The organism is Dysgonomonas sp. 216 (assembly GCF_010501065.1).
Lineage (GTDB): Bacteria > Bacteroidota > Bacteroidia > Bacteroidales > Dysgonomonadaceae > QVMM01.
On record NZ_QVMM01000029.1, the window covers coordinates 1 to 20,191 of the forward strand.

Sequence of the window (20,191 nt, forward strand, 5' to 3'; positions counted from 1 at the left end):
CCTCGCCGTATGTGCGGGGTACCCGCTTAGCGAAGTGAACGCCCGGAACAAAAAGCTGTTTGAGCATAGCCTGACTTAAAAGTCTGCACAATATTCTGTGCGAGTTATTTTTTGTTCAGTGAACAAGCTAAACAGCGGGTCGCACAGCAGGCGCAGTCTTGATTTTTTGGTTCGTTTTGCATCAAGGCAAAATGAACGAAGGCAAGCATCGAGAAGATGCGCGGCAGTAAAAAGAACAATTACATTTTAAAGAATAATCCTTTTCCAGCCTTGCATTGAAGAATGTTTGGCTTATGGCGGTTAAACCCCTCTATATCTGTCCACATGGGAGACTGCCAAAACAACCTTGCAGAGAACTTTAACTTCAATAATTTACAATTCGTCATTATCAAACAGGAGGCTTTTGTCAGAATATTCATTGCTTTAGTGAAATAGAGAGGACGTTTTCCCTATGGGGATATGTAGAGAGACTAATCTGTCAGAAGTGTCAGGTTTTTCAAAAACAAGACATTCCAAGGAGATATAAGTTATAAGTAATTCCACATAGGTAGAAAAGATGTGCATATTTGAAAGTATTTGCAGTATTTGAATATGATTAGAAGATATTATGTACTTATAAATTTGTATTTTAAGATGAAATGTTCTAATTTTGCGAACTGAATTGCCAATAGGCCAAAAAGTAGTCTTACGAAAGGGCTCGCCTCAGGCACATAACCTGTAAATTAAATAAACAGATGTACGCAATCGTAGACATTCAGGGACAACAAATGAAGGTTGAAAAAGACCAAAAATTGTTTGTTCACAGAATCAATGCAGAACAAGGCGCAAAAGTTGAGTTCGAAAAAGTATTATTAGTAGACAAAGATGGAGCTGTTACTGTAGGTGCACCAACAATTGATGGCGCAAAAGTAGTAGTTGAAGTTGGTTCTCAAGTAAAAGGAGACAAAGTTCTTATCTTCCACAAGAAAAGAAGAAAAGGACACCGTAAATTGAACGGACACCGTCAACAATTCACAGAGGTAATAGTAAAAGAAATCATCGCTTAATCAGTTAAAATCAGAAGAAAATGGCACATAAGAAAGGTGTCGGTAGTTCGAAGAACGGCCGCGAATCAGAAAGTAAACGACTAGGTGTTAAAACATTTGGTGGAGAAATAGTAAAAGCCGGAAATATTATCGTTCGTCAAAGAGGTACAACTCACCATCCGGGTGAGAATGTAGGTATGGGTAAAGATCATACTTTGTTTGCCCTTACTGACGGTGTTGTAGTTTTCCGTCGTAAAAGAGATAACAGATCTTACGTATCGGTACTTCCACAGGCTGAAGCGTAATTATTCTATCTAAAATAACAAAGAAAGGCTGTTCCAATCATGGAACAGCCTTTCTTTGTTAAAAGCAATACCCCGATTAACCAGCAATTATTTTATAGCCCGAAGCTATCCTGTTAACCCTATGTATGATATACATTAATATAGTAGCAACACAAGCTAATATTGAATAACACAGTGTTTTCTACTTCTCTTTATTTCTATCGACCTGTATATTATTGTACTATAAATTATCTATGGTATCGAGAGTGGGTTTGCCAAAGCTTTTCTTCTCTCATAGCTTTCGTCTGAATAAAATATTCTTTATCCTTAAAAAAGGTGTTCTTTGATTCGTTTCATTCAAAACAGTATAACAAAACTTATACTTAATATTCTCTGCAAAATAATTCAGCCAACAATTCTATATATTAAAGTTCTTAGTAAAAAGACTATAACAAAAAAAACCGCTGGACTTTCGCCCAACGGTTTTTAATTTTATTTTATTGCAAATTATTCAGCGAAGAATATAGCAACACGGTTCCAAGCATTTTCTTTGTATGGTTGCTCAGAAGAACCTTTCCACTCAACATTTACACGGTTGCTGTTGATGTTATATTTTTCGATCAACGTTTTAGCTACATTTTTAGCACGTTTTTCAGAAAGTTTCATATTGTAATCAGCAGTACCTGTTTGTTTGTCAGCATATCCTACGATTTTAACTTTAGCATCAGGATTAGCTTTCATGTATTCAGCAGTGTTGTAAATATTGATTTCTTGGTTTTTATCAACATTAGCACTGTTAATACGGAAAAATACAACGTTTGGAACAACTACGTCAGCAACAGCAACAGGAGTTGGAGTAGGTGTTACTTTAGGACACTCTTTACAAGGAAGTTGTTTAGCCATTCTTGCATTATCAGCTTTCAAACGGTTAATTTGATCGTTAAGATCGTTGATTAACGCAGGATCCATTAAAGTAGCTTCTTCGAAACCAACTTTACCAACTTTAAGAATAAGACCAGCAGATCCTGTAGCGATTCCATTCCAACGCATGCGACCAACATTAGCTTTGTTGAATTCACGCTCTACGAAATATCCACCTACTTCGATGTAAGCTGATAAGCGATTTGAAATTCTGAAAGTATTCAAAAGGCTAGCGTTTGCAGTAATACCATTGAATCCTTTTCTGAAGAATTTACCATCTTTATCACGACGTTCATAACCAACACCAATAGTAGGTATAAAGTTATAAAAACGCTTCTCGTTGTATTTGCAAATGTAATTTGTGAAATTGAACATGAAGTCTACATGTGCGTTCAAGTGTGTATGATGGAACATGTTTTGACCTTCATCTCCAGTAAAAGTATGGATTGATCCACCTTGAGCAGCCAAACGAGCTCCTAAGTAAGGATTAAACCATTTACCTACCATGAATGTTGGATTCACAGTGAAGCGGTCCATAATATCGGCATGCTGATTTTCAGGACCTACATAAATAGAAGCACCTGCACCTGCACCTAAGAACCAATTATTCCAAAACCCATTGCGAACGAACGTAGTCTTACGTCCAGCTTCTGTGCTAACTCCGCTTTCTTGAGCAAAGATAGACGCAGATCCCATAAGGATCAAACATAAAAGTAAACTTACTTTTTTCATAATCATCTTCAAATTATAGTTAAACATTATATCTGTTTTTGTTTTTATTGATATTTTATGTACCAATCATATATTCTTTTTATTCCTTCGTCTATTTCAACCGAATGCTTCCACCCTAAAGAATGAAGCTTTGAAACATCTGTGAGCTTCCTCATAGTCCCATCGGGCTTCTCGGTATTGAAGTATAACTCTCCTTCGAAACCGATAGAATTTTTGATTAAATATGCTACGTCTTTTATCGAAATCTCTTTTCCTGTACCAACGTTTATATGCGTATTTCTCACTTCGTCTTTAGACGTTTTTATTATAACATTCTTTAAATCTAAAAAGTTCACATGTTCCATAATAAAAACTGTCGCATCAGCCATTTCTTCGCTCCACAAGAATTCTCTCATAGGCTTTCCCGACCCCCAGATTTCTACTTTTGCATGCCGGGTATCTGTGTCTACAGAGACACCATATTTTTCTAAAACAGCAATAATTTCTGCCTCCGCCGAAGCTCCGCTTATTCCATCAATCGGACGTATATCCAAATCTTTTCTTATCGCTTCCCATGCCCCAGCTTCAAGACACTTACCTAAGTGCATCTTCCTAATCATTGCCGGCAAAACATGTGATGTTTCAAGATTAAAGTTATCTTGCGGCCCATATAGATTAGTAGGCATTACCGATAAGAAATTTGTCCCATATTGCAAATTATAACTTTCACACATCTTTATACCAGCTATTTTTGCAATAGCATATGGTTCGTTTGTATATTCAAGAGGCGAAGTCAATAATGCATCTTCTGCTATAGGCTGATCTGCATCTTTCGGATATATACAAGTACTGCCCAAAAACACAAGTTTTTTTACGTTATTTAGATAAGAATTGTGAATAACATTATTCTGTATCATTAAATTTTCATAAATAAACTGAGCTCTATATGTGTTGTTTGCAACAATACCTCCAACTTTCGCAGCAGCCAGAAAAACATATTCAGGTTTTTCTTTTCTGAAAAAATCGGCAACAGCAATTTGATCTGTCAAATTCAATTCATTATGAGAGCGAAGAACAAAATTCGTATATCCTTTTGCTTTCAGGTTCTTCAGAATTGCAGACCCAACCAATCCGTTATGCCCGGCGATATATATTTTCGCGTCTTTTTCTATCATTCGAAATAATTAAGGATCCTATATCCTCCATTTTTCAAGTAATCTTCTTTTTTCATTAAAGCTATATCGTGCATCATCATATCTTCGCATAGTCCATCTAAACTATATGATGGTTCCCAGCCCAACTTTGCTTTTGCTTTCGAATTATCTCCTATCAGGATGTCTACTTCGGTTGGTCGGAAATAAGAAGGATCAACTCCAACTACTGTTTCCCCCAAACGCTTTCTGAAAGACTCTAAATATTCTATGCCAACTTCTTTAGCGAATACCGATTCGTCGATAGATACCAAAAAACCGACTTCTTTCTCGTCTACTCCTTTAAAATCAACAACTACTCCTGCTTTTGCAAAGGACATTTTAATAAAATCACGTATAGTTGTTGTGATTCCTGTTGATATTACATAATCATCCGGTGTATCTTGTTGAAGTATAAGGTACATGGCCTTTATATAGTCTTTAGCGTGTCCCCAGTCTCGTTTACTCGAAAGGTTTCCCATGTACACCATATCTTGCATACCTAATACAATACGCGATACAGCCCGTGTTACTTTCCGCGTAACAAAGGTCTCTCCCCTCAATGGCGATTCGTGATTGAATAGTATACCATTGCTGGCATGCATGCCATAAGCTTCTCTGTAATTTACAGTAATCCAATAAGCATATAATTTTGCTACAGCATAGGGACTACGAGGGTAAAAAGGAGTCGTCTCCTTTTGTGGTATTTCTTGCACTAAACCATAAAGTTCAGAAGTAGAAGCTTGATATATACGGGTTTTCTTTGTCAAACCTAATAACCGAACAGCTTCTAATATACGTAAAGTTCCTATACCGTCTGCATTTGCAGTGTATTCGGGTGTATCGAAACTTACCTTTACATGGCTCATTGCTGCGAGATTATATATCTCATCAGGTTTTACGTCTCCAATAATACGAGTTAGGTTCATACTATCGGTCATATCCCCGTAATGAAGTATCATATTTCTGTTATGTTCATGAGGATCCTGATACAAATGATCTATTCTATCAGTGTTAAACAGTGATGATCTACGTTTTATACCATGAACAGTATATCCTTTTTTAATCAGGTATTCTGCTAGATAAGCACCATCCTGACCTGTGATTCCTGTTATTAATGCAACTTTTGCCATATTGAAACAACCAGTTTTTTTAACAATTCTAGCACGCAAAGGTATATTTTTTATATTACCTTTCAAAAAAACTAGGTAAAAAAATAAACAGTTAGAATGTAAAGTTGTTACTAATTTTTATAATTATTAAAATGTGTCGCCGCAAATATAAACATACATTTTATTACCTTTGTACGATTATCTCTAAAATATGTTAACCAGACTTGATTTGGTTATCATTTAAGCAACAGATTGTACCTATAAACTTAATAAATCAAAATTTATATGGGACATTTACCCGATTTGATTTCAGATCTGGCAATTATACTTATTACCGCCGGAATAGTTACTATTATATTTAAATGGCTAAAACAGCCGGTTGTGCTTGGGTATATCGTAGCGGGATTTATTGCAGGTCCTCATTTTTGGATTGCACCGACTATTATGGATACGGCGAACATATCGACATGGGCTGAAATTGGGGTTATATTCTTATTATTTGCTTTGGGGTTAGAATTTAGTTTCAAAAAGCTACTAAGTGTTGGCGGAACAGCATCAATAGCCACCCTCATAAACATGGGATCTATGATAGCAATAGGCTATCTTGTGGGACAATTGTTGGGCTGGACTCATATGGATAGCTTATTTTTAGGAGGAATGTTATCCATGTCGTCAACGACTATTATTATTAAGGCATTTAATGACATGGGGTTGCAGAAGCAGAAGTTTGCCGGAATAGTTTTTGGTATGCTTATTGTCGAAGACCTTGCCGCTATACTTATGATGGTGCTATTGAGTACAATTGCAGTGAGTCAGAATTTCGAAGGCATGGAGCTTGTAAGCAGTATTCTCAAGCTTGTGTTTTTTATGATAATATGGTTTGTTGTGGGTATTTATATGATTCCTACGTTATTAAAGAAATTCAAACAATATTTAAACGACGAGACGTTGTTAATAGTTGCGGTTGGGATGTGTCTTGGCATGGTGTTGTTTGCAAATGCAGTTGGCTTTTCGGCAGCTTTAGGCGCTTTTATCATGGGATCTGTTTTAGCCGAAACTGAGGAATCGAAGCACATAGAACATTTGGTTGAGCCTTTGAAGAATCTTTTTGGTGCAGTGTTTTTTGTTTCGGTAGGAATGATGATCGCTCCGGATATTATTGTAGAATATGCTATCCCTATACTAATTCTTACTTCTGTTGTTTTAATAGGGCGTATAATATTTGCCACCCTTGGCGTTGTAGCTTCAGGAGAAGGTTTAAAAGTCGCTATACAAGCAGGATTTAGTTTAGCTCAAATCGGGGAATTCTCGTTTATTATAGCAACCTTAGGTATGCAATTAGGCGTTATCGATTCGTTTTTGTATCCTATAATAGTTGCAGTATCTGTTATAACAACATTTACAACACCATATTGCATAAAATGGTCGGGAAAGGTTTATTCTTTTACTGAAAAAAGAATACCATCGAATTGGAATAAACTTATAGACGGTTACGCTTCCTCTGGTTCGAAAAGTATTGATTCGGAAAGTGAATGGAGCAAATTTATTAAAAGTATACTCGTTAGTGTAGCTATTTATTTCACATTGTCTTTAGCGGTACTTTTAGCTTGCAGGCAGCTTCTTATACCATTTGTTACAAGTAACATTGACGGAACATGGGGACGTGTTGTTGCTGCAGGAATAACACTTATTTTAATGTCTCCTTTTTTAAGTGCAATGGTGCTAAGGAAAAGCCGCTCATCTGAATTCGAAAAACTATGGAATAGCGGGCCTTTTAACAAAGGCGCCTTGTCATCGATAATGATATTACGTGCCTTTTTAGGTGTAGGATTTATCGTTATAGCATTAAGCCCATTATTTCCGCAGGCTACAGCTTTATTAGTTATAATAGCAATTTTAGTAGTTGCTATATTCACATTTACTAAAGCATTTAAGGCGCCTGCCACACGGATGGAGGAGCGCTTTAGAAAGAATCTATCGGATAAGGAAAATGCTGAAAATCAGAATTCAGCAATAAACAAAAAATTGGCTGCCGATTTGTTATATAAAGATCTACATATCGAAGAATTTGAAATATCACAAGAATCGCCAATAGCCGGTCAAACACTTGGCGAATTAAACTTTAGACAGTCGACAGGAGTAAATATTGTTTCGATAATAAGGGGAGAGATAAAAATAAATATTCCGGGAGCAAACGAACGCTTGTTTCCTTTCGATATAATAGTTGTTGTAGGCACAGACAAACAAGTTGAAAAGTTTAATGAAAAACTTCAGAATACACAAACCAGTTATGGCGAGATAGCCGAACATCATATCGAAATAGCCCATTTTTCATTAAAAGGGGACTCTTTATTTATTGGGCAAACGGTTCAAAATGCAAATTTAAAAGAAAACTGGGGGTGCATGATTATAGGCATTGATCGTCTGAACGAATCTATCGTAAATATAACTCCCGATATAAAGTTTGAAGAAGGTGATATTGTTTGGATTGCCGGAGAAAGTTATAATTTAAAGAATCTTAAAAAGAAAGTGATTAATCACATAAAAGAATAATGTATGTTGATAGCAAAGCAAAAAAAAGATGAAAATATAGCCGAATATCTTCTATACATGTGGCAAGTGGAAGATATTATAAGAGCCAACAAGCTGAATATAGATTTGATAGAACAGAATATTATTAGCAAATTCGAACAAACTGAATCTGTAAAGGCTGAAATCTACGACTGGTATAAAAACCTTATCGACATGATGAAATATGAGGGTCTTGAGCAAAATGGTCATTTACAAATAAACAAAAATGTTATAATAAATTTAACAGATGTACATTTGTATTTATTAGAATCGAAAAAAGATCAGGCCTATATTGCTTCTTATTATAAGACTCTTCCGTTTATTGTAGAATTGAGATCGAAAAATGGCGCAAATGCCGAACCTGAAATCGAGACTTGTTTTTCTGCTTTATATGGATATTTGATGCTAAAACTGCAAAAGAAAGATGTATCGGGAGAAACTCAGGCTGCAATAGCTCAAATAAGTTCATTTGTGAGATTATTGTCCGAAAAATATAAACAAGAAAATAAATAAAATAAAATTATCTATATATGGAAACAGCTTCGGTGAAAGTTTTAGTAACTGGTAGTAACGGGCAGTTAGGAGGAGAACTAAAGCGCGCAGTAGAAAATGTTTCGAATGCTTATTCGTTTACATTCACAGACGTTGGAGAATTAGACATAACGAATATGTCAGCTTTTGAGGATTATGTAAATAATCAAAATTTTGAATATATAATAAACTGTGCAGCATATACTGCAGTAGATAAAGCTGAGGATGACGTTGAAATGTGCTATAAGATTAATCGTGATGCCGTTAAAAATATAGCGGAAATATCCAAAAAGCATAAAATAAAGGTTATACACATTTCGACAGACTATGTTTTCGATGGCACAAAAAGAGAGCCATATAAAGAAACAGATACAGTTTCGCCTCAATCGGTATATGGAAAATCGAAAGAGGCTGGGGAGAGTGAACTTTTGTCAATTTGCCCCGATTCATTAATAATACGTACAGCATGGTTATATTCTATTTATGGTAATAACTTTGTGAAAACAATGATAAAATTGGGTAAAGAGCGTGATACTCTGAATGTAGTGGCAGACCAAATTGGTACTCCGACTAATGCCGCCGATTTGGCTCAAGCTATTGTTTCTATTGTAAAGTCTGAAATATTCAAACCGGGCATTTATCATTACTCGAATATGGGAGTTACTTCGTGGTTCGATTTTACTGTAGAAATACATCGTTTAGCGGGCATAAACTCATGTAAAGTAAATCCAATAACAACAGCCGAATATCCGACAAAAGCTAAAAGGCCTCAGTATAGTGTACTGGATAAAAGTAAAATAACACGAGCATATAATCTACAAATTCCACAATGGCAGGATAGCCTAAAGGTCTGTATAGAGGTATTAGTAAATACATAGTCCATAAAATACTGTAATTCAAAAAAAAATGTAATTTTGCTCAACGAAGTAAAAGTGGAGCCCAGACCCCACTGTAAATTAAACGGGGCGAAATCCGAAAAGCCAAAAGAGTAGGAAAAATGGAAAGAAAAAACTGATGGAAAAATCTAAAGTAGACATGTTTGTCGGTCTAAATGTAGAAAATTTTGCACCTCAGGATCTGGTTGCTATAAGGGCGAAGCTAGAACAGATGGATGATGACAAATTTTATCTTATTCAAGGGACAGAATTTCAAAAACCTTCAACTATATTTTTAATTGCAATCATCCTTGGATGGGAAAGATTCTGGCTGGATGATGTTGCCTTAGGAATATTGAAGATTATTACTTGTTATGGATGTCTTATATGGTGGTTAGTTGATATTTTTTCAGCTAAAGACCGTGCAAAAAGATATAACTATAAAAAATTTGTTTTAGTTACTTCAATTCTTTAATTTTTCTTATAAAACAAGTGCAGGTCGATTTCTAAACTTGCACTTGCTTTCTAACCTACATGCTTTATAATACTATTACAAATAGGTTAAGAAATTACCGATGGTTTATTTACGTAAAAATAGCCGGTATCATAATTTTTCCGGTTACGCTGTATTTAATACCTGTAGGCTGGTTAAACGAACAGCATTCGATATGTTTATTCAAAAATATTTTTGGCATTGAATGTTTTGGTTGTGGAATAACCCGCGCTATAGTATCTGCAATACAGTTTGATTTTGTAGGAGCCTTTAATTTCAATAAACTGATTGTTATAGTTTTTCCTCTTTTGATTTTTATTTGGATCAGAATGCTAATACAACAGCTTAAGCTGTTAAAGCATTAAATTTCCTTTTCTTAGAGCATACATAATATTGGCCGCAGGCCGATTATTTATGAGTTCGTTTTTCATAAAATCCATGTATGGTGCGATATATTTATAGAATTTATAATATCCTTCGCACAGATAATTCAATCCTGTATCTCCATTTTCCGAAGCTATTATCCTGTTTTTGGGACATTCTCCGTTACAAGCGAACAACACATCGCACTCTTTACATTGACGAGGTAGAGTCGTATATTTATCTTTCCCAAATTTCATCTGTTTTTCGGAGTACATCATCGATGTTAGCGAGTCAGTTTTTAAATTACCAAGCTTATGCTGAGGAAAAACAAAATGATCGCAACTATATACATCTCCATTGAATTCTATAACTCCGGCATGGCCGCAATGTTTTGCAAGAGTGCAAACACCCGGAGCCATTCCCATCCAGTTTGCGAGAGTCGAATCAAAGTACTGAATATAATATAGACCAACATCATAGCGTACCCATTCATCAAATATGGTTATCAGGAAATCACCCCATTTGTCGGCAGGAACATTCCAAGGGGCAGGTTTTCCTTCAATTTGTTCAACGATGGGCGTAAACTGTATATATTGGCAACCTATAGATTTTAGAAAGTTGTAGAACTCCAGAGGATAATTAACATTGTAGTTATTTACCACTGCCATAGCATTATATTCAACATCATACTTTTGCAAAAGCGATAATCCTTTCATTACTTCGTGGAAAGAAGACTCTTTATTGACTCCTTTTCGATATTTATCGTGACAGTGTTGAGGTCCGTCAATTGATATTCCAACAAGAAAATTATTGTCTCTAAGGAATTTGCACCATTCATCAGTTAATAATGTACCATTTGTTTGCACGACGTTATCAACACGTCTTCCTTTAGCGTATTTTTGTTGTAAATCCAAAGCTTTTTTATAGAAGGCCAAATTTCTCATAAGAGGCTCTCCACCGTGCCATGTGAAAAGAACCTGAGACATAGTTTGCGAATCAAGATAGTCCTTAATAAAACGTTCAAGAATTTCATCGGACATTAAATAACGATTGTTATTTGGATATAAGTTCTTTTTATCAAGATAATAGCAATAGTCGCAACAAAGATTACATACTGCACCCATCGGCTTTAGCATAACATATAAAGGTTTAGCAAATGGAGCGAAAGAGTTATTAGGCATCTGATTATTAACTGACATTATCTTTATCTGTATTTTAAGAACAAATATATATATTATTCAGGAGAAGCCGGATGTTTTAAGACGCCTCATAATAAAACGCACCCATTATTATATTTGGAGGCAGATTCTATTATTTTTAGTCATTCTTTATTTTTCACACTTCGAATTGTTGCTAATATTAAATGACCTAATAATCGACAATCTTTATCCCTCTAGGAATATTCACTTTATAAATCCTTTATAAACAATCTATGTCCCATGTGTAACTGTAATTAATGAAACCGACATAATGAATTTAATTAGAAGTGTAAAATGTATACTCATCATCTTAAAGTCTAAATACCATTTAAATGTTTATATTTGTTCGATTTAATCATTATTCTTTATCTACATTTTCAATATGAAAAACTCGATTTCTCTTTTTTCGCGATTACAGATAATACAAAGAGTGATATTTAAAAGACATTTTTTCACAATATAAGTAAACAATATGCAAAAAGTAACTTTCATTTTAATGATGATTTTTATTCATCTTAATCTATTCAGCCAAAACATAATCAACAACAAGGAGGTAGAAAAGATATCAACATTTCAGAATAAAGACGTAACATTAAAACCTTCATGGATTAAACATAGGGAAGATCTTGATATTACATTCCTCAGATCTTTAGATCCAGACAGGTTATTACATAACTTCAGAATTACTGCTGGCTTACCTTCAGATGCAAAACCCTTAGAAGGCTGGGAAGCGCCGAGTGTTGGACTAAGAGGACATTTTGTAGGTCACTATCTTTCATCTGTTTCAAGCTTTATAGAAAAATATAGAGATAAACAATTTAGCGAACGTTTGATTTACATGATAGATGAGTTGAGTAAATGCCAAGAAGCCTTTGGTAACGGTTATTTGAGTGCATTTCCGGAGAAGGATTTTGACACCTTAGAAACTAAATTCACAGGAGTTTGGGCTCCATATTACACATATCATAAAATTATGCAGGGCTTATTAGATGCTTATATATGTACAAATAATAAGAAAGCTTATGATATATTACTTGGCATGGCTGATTATACAGAGAATAGGATGTCGAAACTAAGCAAAGAAACAATCGAAAAAATGCTATATACAGCAGATGCCAATCCTCAGAATGAAATGGGAGCTATGAATGAAGTGCTGTATAAACTTTACAAAACATCTAATAATCCTAAACATTTAGAGTTAGCCAAAACGTTTGATCCGGAATGGTTTTCGATCCCTTTATCTCAAAATGAAGATATTTTATCGGGACTACATTCAAATACCCATATTGTTTTGGTTAATGGTTTTGCCCAACGTTATTCAACTACAAAAGAGATGAAATATCATGATGCTGTTATCAACTTTTGGAATATTCTGACTAATCACCATACGTATGCAAATGGGTCAAGTAGTGGACCTCGTCCTAATGTTACAACAAGAACTTCTATTACGGCAGAACATTGGGGAATACCAAATCATCTTTGTAATACACTAACTAAGGAAATTGCAGAAAGTTGTGTATCTCATAACACACAGAAATTAACTTCATCCATTTTTACGTGGACTGTAGATCCTAAATATGCCGATTCTTACATGAATATGTTTTTTAATGCTATTCTTCCTACACAAAGTAAAACCAATGGCTCTTATGTATACCATTTACCTTTAGGTTCGCCTCGTAATAAAAAATATTTAAAAGATAATGATTTCTTTTGCTGCAGCGGTTCTTGTACTGAAGCATTTTCTCAGCTCAACTCTGGTATATATTATTATAACGATTCAGCCATTTGGGTAAATCTGTATGTGCCGTCCGAGGTCAGCTGGAAGGAAAAAAATGTAAAATTGGAGCAATATGGTAATTTTCCAAAAGATACAGTCGTAAATTTTACTGTTTCAGCAAAACGAAACACAAACTTTACCTTAAAGCTTCTAATCCCGTCCTGGGCTAAAGAAGTTGATTTGTATATCAATAACGAGAAACAACCTATCAATTCAGTACCGATGTCGTTCCTTGACGTAAAGAGAAAATGGCGGGATAAAGATGAAGTTAAACTGGTGTTTCATTACGACTTCCACCTTAAACCAATGCCTGATAACTCTCAAATATTTGCTGTTTATTATGGACCTATGATGCTGGTTTTCGAAAGCAATAAAGAAATTATTTTGAAAGGAAATACTGAAACTGTTTTAAATAATCTGTCCATTTCAGATTCGGATGAGTCTACTTTCCAGTTGAAAAATGATAAAAATAATTATTTACTACGCCCATTATTCGACATCGACAACCAATCCTATGGCGTATATGCTAATATTAGAAATTATTAAAAGAAACAATTACACACTAAAAAAGAATACTATAAAACCAAAAGACAGCTACATAGCAATGTAGCTGTCTTACTTTTTGTGATCCCGAAGGGAATACTGTAAATGAAATAGACAACAAATATACATTGCAAATAATATAGAAACAAAATTTTAATAAATAACTTTGCAATACTTATTTTATATATATTGCATAATTTGTTCCAAATAAAGTTCCAATAATATATGATAGAAGCTATACCATATTTAATTGATAAAAGAAAAGAAGTTACATCAATTCAGTTTATTATAAGATTAAAAGGACAAAGATTGCGATTTGTTCCAGGTATTTCTGTAAAAACAAAATATTGGATAGATAATAATAAATGGTGCAAAGAGAATAAACAATATCCTGAAGGGTATCTGAATAATATTCAGATAAAAAAATATAAGAAAATAATTGAAGAAATACTTAATGACTTTCAAAAAGAATTAGTTGTTCCTACTCAAAAAACGTTTAAGAATTCTATAATAAATAAAATTGATGAAATAAATTATGCTGAAGGAGGTGTACTTTCTGATCAAAAAAAACAAGAGATTGATAACTTTGAAAAATCGCAGTTATTAATTCCTTTTGCTAATACCTTAAAAGATAAAAACAACATAAATCCTAATACAAGAAAATCATATCAGACTATTATCAATAGATTAATTGATTTTGAGCACAAAAATAAATCAAAATTGAAGTTTGAAGACATAAACATGAAATTCTATAATGATTTTAGGAATTATCTTATTGAAAATAAATATTCTAAAAATTATATAGGAGCTGCTTTTAAAAAGGTTATACTTTTTATGAATGAAGCTAAAGAAATTGGATATTTCAATTTTGAAAAACCAAAAGGATTCATTGTTGAATCTGAAGTTGCAGATACAATATCTCTGACTGAAGAGGAAATTTCAAAGATACAAAGTATTATATTTACTGAAGAACTGATAAAAGAGCATTATCCTGAGATAAAACGGCCTAATTTAGCAAGGAAAATAAAAAGTTTGAATGTAGAAAGAGATAGATTCATTATAGGCTATTGCACTGCATTGAGAATATCTGATTATTCAAGAATTGATGATTACAATATTGAAGATAATCTGATTGCTATTTGGACACGAAAAAAGGATAAAAAGGTTTATATTCCTATTCATCATTATTTGCAGGGTATTATTAATAAATACAATGGTTTGAAGCTTCCAAAGATATCGGATCAGAAGCATAATGATCAACTCAAGGAAATCTGTAAAATATCCGGAATCGATACTCCGATAAGAAAAACCATAACCAAGGGAGGAGAAAGAATTGAAGCTGTTGAACCTAAACATAAATTTGTAACAAGCCATACGGCCAGAAGATCCGGAGCTACAAATATGTATAGAAACGGAATAGATCTTCTTTATATATCCAGATTGTTAGGCCATTCAAAAATTGAACAAACTGTTAAATATTTAAAGCTAACAACTAAAGAATTAGCTATTAGCTTGAAAGATAATCCATATTTCTCTGGAAAGAAAGAAGAAAAACAGAAAGAAACGAAAAAAGAGAATTAGAACTTATATTTCAATCCAAATGAATGTCCGGTTCTATCTTCATTGAAATTTCTCTGATATTGATATTCTAATCCAAGATCATGATAGAATAGACCAGCTCCAACTCCAACATAACCAAAAGTTGAATAAGATCCTGAAACAAAAGGTTGTCATACTTTTTCTCGGGCGGTGTTGATATTCTTATGTATAGGAGTGAATTCGGAGTCTATTCCTGATAGTTTATTACAGATAATAACAACATAAAAGGAGGGTTAATATCCCTCCTTTTGTGTTTTAAGGTTATACTTAGAAGTTGAATAACTCTTTAATATGAACATCTAGCCCTTTAGAGATATTATATTGAACATCTAAACTGCATGAGAATCTACCTTGCTCAATATTCTCTATTGTGCTTTTGCTTAGCCCTGACAATGCAGCTAATCCCCTAACTGTCAAACCTTTTTCGTTTCTTAATTCCTTTAGATTTAGCCCGAATTTAATTCGTATAGATATATCTTTATCCATAATTAATACTCTTATCTTCCCAATCGGAATAATCGCAATACCACGATGCACATTTTTTTAGAATATCAATCAACATTGGCTTACTCTCTACGGTCGTCGAAAAATGGAGTGCTGCAATAAGCTGTTCGCCTGTGATTGTAGTTAAGAGCTTGGCCTTTATCGCTTCATTTAAGTGGTTACCACAGCTTCATTTAAACATAAGGGTTACTATCCGTCTTACCCTATTCGCACATTTGGATAATTAGTTGTGCTCTCATCCTCTCAACAATACAAAGATACAACTTTATTTTAATGTACCAAAATATTGGCACATTATTTTTCAATAAAATACGAAAAAAAACAAAGGGAGCCTTGTTATCGCAACAAAGCACCCCTAAAAAATAAAACAATTTATGGTTTGAAAAACCTAAAAACTCTATAACCTATATAACTGATTAAAACGCCACCTAAAATCATTAATATTTGTTGCCAACGATGGAGCCTATTAACCTCTTTAGTTTCTATAACAGGATAGGGAACAGCTATAGAGTCAGTCTTACAGATAGTATCTCTAACGAGCTTATCCCTGTATCGGTATTTATATTTTTCTTTGGTTAAATATACTGTATCGTTACTTTTCCAGCGTTCCACAAATACAGAATCTAAAATGTGTATAGAATCTTTTAATAGCCTATCCATATACTCTGTTTTAAATGACTCGACAGGTACATAAACTGTTTTTGCCTTGCATCCCGAAATAAACACCATAAATACTATGGCAAGTATACTTAGTATATAGGTTAATATTGTTGCTGTTTTTTCACTCATGGTTTTGTATTTTTAGAATATAAAATTTGTCTCCTGTTATTTGCAGAATTATAAGACAGATGTAAGAAATTATTTTTGCCATCCTGATATAAAATAGCCTGATCGAATATTAATCCGCTAGTAAGTAAAGCCTTTAATAAATTACGGGGGTTATTTACCTTTATATCGGCTGCCTGTCCTTTCATGTGTTGAGAGGTGCCAGCCCCTTTTACGAGCCTATTTACCTCATTATTGCGGAATCCGCTACTTACTATCATAGGTTCGCCGTAAATGTCTCTAAGTGGCTGCAATAGTCTTACACAAAGTTTTCTTAGTTCCTCTATTTGCGCATCGTTTGGCTCGTTAATTATTCCTTTTGCTTTTGCTTTGTTAGAGTGTTTTAATTCCTCCAGCGTGAAATTATTTGTCAGTTTCATTATCTTGTTTTTTATGTGATAAACCTAGAAAATTAGCTAAGTCAGGTAAACGTTTAACTATTTGTAGCCCTAGCCAATAGTCTAAAAATGCTATTTGCTTGTTTTGAGGGGCTAACAGCCGTAAATTTCTGATAGTATTACTAATATAGAAATAGGAGAAAATATAAGTAAGAGTCTTGACTATTAATAGAGCCTCCTCTATATCTCCCATATGTTCGCCTACTACATAAGTACTAGCGATGATAGAGAAATAAAGAGCCAAAAAAGCGACTGCAATAAGAAATTTTTTAATCCTTATCCTGTCATTGTTCTTAATAAGGTCTACTAATACTCCAGCTACAATATCGGCACAAAATACAATCGCTAATACTTTCATAGGATTGTATATTGGCTCTAAGTAGGAGTATAAACTACCTAGAGCAGCTACTAAAATTATTTTTATAGTGTCTAGCATAATTATATTTCTATTTTATCCCATCAACTCTTTAAAATAATTATATGCTGTTTCGCCTGCATATTGTAACTCAGTAGCTGCATAATGGATATTATCTAATGTTGGTTGATGATCTGTCATATCAACAGTTCTCATATATTTATCTAGTGCATTCATTTCTGTAAACACAGTGTTTATTGCTGTATAGTCACTGTTATAGTTAGCAATCTGAATATTAATAAATGGCAACGTCGGAGTAAGAAATAACCCTCTTACCCATGTAATAAGATTGCTTAAATTAACAGGATAATCCGTTACACCTCCATCGCTCGCTCGATCTGCATCTCCCTCTCCCTGTGTGCATAATATAGCAACAGGCATTAATTTTAGATTGTTTGCGGTTGCATATTCTTTTGCCACCTGTATCTTGTCTAGTAGCTCCAAACACATAGATTTGTCTGTGTCGGCTATCAACTCAGCTTTAGGCTGCCAACGATAATAACGATTATTTGAGCTGCTAAATCCTTTTTCAGTAATCGGAACACCTCCAATAGTCTGACGGATAGCATATACTTTTTTGCAGGGATTATCTGTAAGGTATTTACGCATAAAAAATGTGTCCCACGAAAAATAGGTTGTAGCATTATTCTCTGAACCTGTATTTACTCCTAATTGAAATGTCTGATATTGGCTTGTAAGCCTATTCCACATTAAATAATTTAAGATCATATTATTTGCATCTAGTATTCCTGATGGTATAGAAGCAATAGGCGCGCGCCCGTCCATATTTGATTGACCGATAATAATAAATAATGGCATTACATCATCAGGTATATTACTTAATATACTTGAACGCTTGAACATTAAAGGAGCTGCGTTATTTATAGAATTATACGGATCGTAAGACATTCCCGAATGTATTTCGGAAACTTTCGTGTCTATTTTATCTGCAACGTCAGTTTTATTTGCTTTATCGGATAAAGCGCCTATTCTATATAAATTGAAATAGTAGTTCTTATTGCAGCTTAAAACCATGTGCGTAGCTTCGGCTGGGGGATTTAGCATATATGATTTCAATTGCTGACCCTGTCCGTCTACACTTGTAGTTTCTATTTCGCCTCCTAAAAAGCTGCTACTATCAGGTGTTTCTGAATTATAATAAGCAACAGGAATCATCGATGCGCCGAATGTGCCTATATCAACATATAATTTTTGGCCGCCATCTATGTAGTCTGATATTTTAAGAATAACTGAACGGCGATAATCAGAATTATCAAAAATAGCACCTGTGCTTCTATTAACATATTGACCCGTAATTGTTTCTGTTGTTATTTTATCTGATAATGCACTAATTAATGATGGTACTATATTTACATTATTTTGTTCTGACTGAGAAAGAAAGTTAACTTTCGTCCATTCACTCCAAGATGTACCATCAAATGTTCTAAATTCTATCGCAGAAGATGTATTTAAATAATCCCTACGTTGATATACTATATTCCCTTCTATATATACGTAGACAATCATTGGAGCACCACCTGATTGCCTACGATATATGCCGTATGCTTTCATATTGTCCAATTCAGATATATCAGAGAATGTTCCATTGAATAAATTACCGAAATAATCTTTCCATTCACTCCAAGATGTTCCGTCAAATGTTCTTGATTCTGCAACAACCCATCCTGTTGAATCGTATACATATTGTCTGTATTGACTTACACTCCCTGATGCAGATTGGCTTACTATCAATAACTGAGGTGTTGTTCCGACTCCATAATTACGTATATAATATCCAACAGTTTTTAAATTATCTATTTCCTCTGCTGAAAATTGATCTGTGAAAGCGTTTACTTTCTCTGCTTTCTTATCATCCATTTGCTGCATAGAGAGATTTGAGCCTCCTAAATCAACTTTTAGACTTAACGCATCATAAATTGCTTTATTTGATGGTGTTGTAGTAGTTTCTTGGTTTACTTCTTGAGTTATTACTGGAGTTGATCCTTCTCCATATATAATTACAGTACCCCCAATAACAACTTCTATAACAGCATTTATTAAACTAGCCATCAGCTTTCTATTTTTACAAGTGATTTTCTGAGAACACCAAAGGATCCTCTTTGTATTAAGTTCCATTTCCCATCAGAAACAGAAGCTTCATTTTCGGCTATATTTATTTCAAGACTTAGCAATCCGGGAGCCATCAATTTCGTTATTGATGAATCTATAATTCCTGAATATTCTGTACTTGATACTTTCGATAATTTTGAATAACCGCTTTTATCAGTTTTTGAAAACATTGCTTTTTTACATCCATCGGTATAGACATAAACAATAATTTCTGAAACATTATCCAGATTAACTAATTCTGTTTTACTTGTATCAGTCCATAGTTTAATTGAGAATCCAATATCTTCTCCTTGATATTTTTCCATGAGATAATACTTTTTAAGAAGGAAGGAACGGATGCTCCTTCCTTATCGTTATTATTCAGTTATTTATCAAGGATTGGATGCTTCATCATCAATACAGTTGAACACATCTTTCACATCTCCAAGGTTATAGATCGGAACGTTCTTTTTAGAACCTTTCTGATCCCAAGTACATGTAACCGCCCAAACAACAAAAGAATCAATATCTTCTTCAACAGCATCTTTTGCATCAACTGTTGATAATGGTTCTGTTGATACTCTCAGTTCCGTTTCAGTTCTCCATGCAATGAAATAGTTTTCAGCATTATCTTCAACGGCCTGATAGAATTCATCATTTCCTGTATGATTAGGATGTATAATATAATTGAAAAGTAGTCCACTTAGTAATTGAAAAGTATACCACTAAGTGTCTCGGACGAGATG

The 20,191-nt window shown here is 34.0% G+C and carries 19 protein-coding genes; 9 read left to right on the plus strand and 10 right to left on the minus strand.

The features are described from left to right. Positions 1-734 precede the first annotated feature (734 nt). Both rplU and rpmA read left to right on the plus strand, forming a co-directional pair. The gene (gene rplU / locus D0T53_RS12850; protein WP_163268540.1) at positions 735-1,046 is read left to right on the plus strand and encodes a 50S ribosomal protein L21; all 312 of its coding nucleotides are present in this window, start codon (positions 735-737) and stop codon (positions 1,044-1,046) included. A gap of 20 nt (positions 1,047-1,066) precedes the next feature. After that, the gene (gene rpmA / locus D0T53_RS12855) at positions 1,067-1,330 is read left to right on the plus strand and encodes a 50S ribosomal protein L27 (protein ID WP_163268542.1); all 264 of its coding nucleotides are present in this window, start codon (positions 1,067-1,069) and stop codon (positions 1,328-1,330) included. Positions 1,331-1,816: 486 nt separating this feature from the next. Here rpmA and D0T53_RS12860 read toward each other — a convergent pair whose 3' ends face one another. Genes D0T53_RS12860 through gmd form a run of 3 tightly spaced genes read right to left on the minus strand, consistent with a single transcriptional unit; the run spans position 1,817 to position 5,264 of the window. Beyond that, positions 1,817-2,962 carry an OmpA family protein gene (locus tag D0T53_RS12860; protein ID WP_163268544.1) on the minus strand — a complete coding sequence of 382 codons (1,146 nt, stop codon included), beginning with the start codon at positions 2,960-2,962 and terminating at the stop codon, positions 1,817-1,819. Positions 2,963-3,006: 44 nt separating this feature from the next. Next, complete coding sequence (locus D0T53_RS12865) at positions 3,007-4,113, minus strand: GDP-L-fucose synthase family protein (protein ID WP_370457833.1); 1,107 nt, start codon at positions 4,111-4,113, stop codon at positions 3,007-3,009. Next, positions 4,113-5,264, minus strand: a complete 1,152-nt coding sequence (gmd, locus tag D0T53_RS12870; protein WP_163268548.1) for a GDP-mannose 4,6-dehydratase — start codon at positions 5,262-5,264, stop codon at positions 4,113-4,115. Before gmd ends, D0T53_RS12865 begins: the two co-directional genes overlap by 1 nt. A gap of 264 nt (positions 5,265-5,528) precedes the next feature. Between gmd and D0T53_RS12875 the strand changes: the two genes are divergently transcribed. The 5 genes from D0T53_RS12875 (at position 5,529) to D0T53_RS13765 (ending at position 10,078) form a co-directional block, all read left to right on the plus strand. Then, entirely contained in the window at positions 5,529-7,796 is a 2,268-nt protein-coding gene (locus tag D0T53_RS12875) for a cation:proton antiporter (RefSeq protein ID WP_163268550.1), read from the plus strand. 3 nt (positions 7,797-7,799) lie between these two features. After that, entirely contained in the window at positions 7,800-8,327 is a 528-nt protein-coding gene (locus D0T53_RS12880) for a DUF4924 family protein (RefSeq protein WP_163268552.1), read from the plus strand. A gap of 17 nt (positions 8,328-8,344) precedes the next feature. Next, positions 8,345-9,223: a dTDP-4-dehydrorhamnose reductase gene (gene rfbD / locus D0T53_RS12885; protein ID WP_163268554.1), complete on the plus strand. Its 879-nt coding sequence runs from the start codon at positions 8,345-8,347 to the stop codon at positions 9,221-9,223. Positions 9,224-9,359: 136 nt separating this feature from the next. Beyond that, positions 9,360-9,695, plus strand: a complete 336-nt coding sequence (locus tag D0T53_RS12890) for a TM2 domain-containing protein (RefSeq protein WP_163268556.1) — start codon at positions 9,360-9,362, stop codon at positions 9,693-9,695. A gap of 59 nt (positions 9,696-9,754) precedes the next feature. Then, the gene (locus D0T53_RS13765; protein ID WP_163268558.1) at positions 9,755-10,078 is read left to right on the plus strand and encodes a DUF2752 domain-containing protein; all 324 of its coding nucleotides are present in this window, start codon (positions 9,755-9,757) and stop codon (positions 10,076-10,078) included. Here the strand turns inward: D0T53_RS13765 and D0T53_RS12900 are convergent. Then, positions 10,067-11,257 carry an anaerobic sulfatase-maturation protein gene (locus tag D0T53_RS12900; protein WP_163268577.1) on the minus strand — a complete coding sequence of 397 codons (1,191 nt, stop codon included), beginning with the start codon at positions 11,255-11,257 and terminating at the stop codon, positions 10,067-10,069. The genes D0T53_RS13765 and D0T53_RS12900 overlap by 12 nt on opposite strands. Positions 11,258-11,747: 490 nt before the next feature. On the opposite strand from D0T53_RS12900, the gene D0T53_RS12905 reads away from it, so the two are divergent. Then, positions 11,748-13,598 (plus strand): beta-L-arabinofuranosidase domain-containing protein, encoded by a 1,851-nt coding sequence (locus D0T53_RS12905; RefSeq protein ID WP_163268560.1) that lies wholly within the window; start codon positions 11,748-11,750, stop codon positions 13,596-13,598. 222 nt (positions 13,599-13,820) lie between these two features. Next, on the plus strand, positions 13,821-15,176 hold the full coding sequence (locus D0T53_RS12910; protein ID WP_163268562.1) for a tyrosine-type recombinase/integrase: 1,356 nt from the start codon (positions 13,821-13,823) through the stop codon (positions 15,174-15,176). A gap of 285 nt (positions 15,177-15,461) precedes the next feature. Here D0T53_RS12910 and D0T53_RS12915 read toward each other — a convergent pair whose 3' ends face one another. From D0T53_RS12915 to D0T53_RS12940, 6 genes are all read right to left on the minus strand, one after another. After that, positions 15,462-15,680, minus strand: coding sequence for a helix-turn-helix domain-containing protein (locus D0T53_RS12915; RefSeq protein ID WP_163268564.1), 219 nt, complete (start codon positions 15,678-15,680; stop codon positions 15,462-15,464). 390 nt (positions 15,681-16,070) lie between these two features. Beyond that, positions 16,071-16,487 carry a hypothetical protein gene (locus D0T53_RS12920; RefSeq protein ID WP_163268567.1) on the minus strand — a complete coding sequence of 139 codons (417 nt, stop codon included), beginning with the start codon at positions 16,485-16,487 and terminating at the stop codon, positions 16,071-16,073. Then, positions 16,484-16,903 (minus strand): D-Ala-D-Ala carboxypeptidase family metallohydrolase, encoded by a 420-nt coding sequence (locus D0T53_RS12925; protein WP_163268569.1) that lies wholly within the window; start codon positions 16,901-16,903, stop codon positions 16,484-16,486. Before D0T53_RS12925 ends, D0T53_RS12920 begins: the two co-directional genes overlap by 4 nt. Next, positions 16,887-17,357 (minus strand): hypothetical protein, encoded by a 471-nt coding sequence (locus tag D0T53_RS12930; protein WP_221411543.1) that lies wholly within the window; start codon positions 17,355-17,357, stop codon positions 16,887-16,889. Before D0T53_RS12930 ends, D0T53_RS12925 begins: the two co-directional genes overlap by 17 nt. Positions 17,358-17,372: 15 nt before the next feature. Then, entirely contained in the window at positions 17,373-19,406 is a 2,034-nt protein-coding gene (locus D0T53_RS12935) for a sialate O-acetylesterase (RefSeq protein ID WP_163268573.1), read from the minus strand. After that, the gene (locus D0T53_RS12940) at positions 19,406-19,771 is read right to left on the minus strand and encodes a hypothetical protein (protein WP_163268575.1); all 366 of its coding nucleotides are present in this window, start codon (positions 19,769-19,771) and stop codon (positions 19,406-19,408) included. The genes D0T53_RS12935 and D0T53_RS12940 overlap by 1 nt, the downstream gene beginning before the upstream one ends. Positions 19,772-20,191 lie beyond the last annotated feature (420 nt).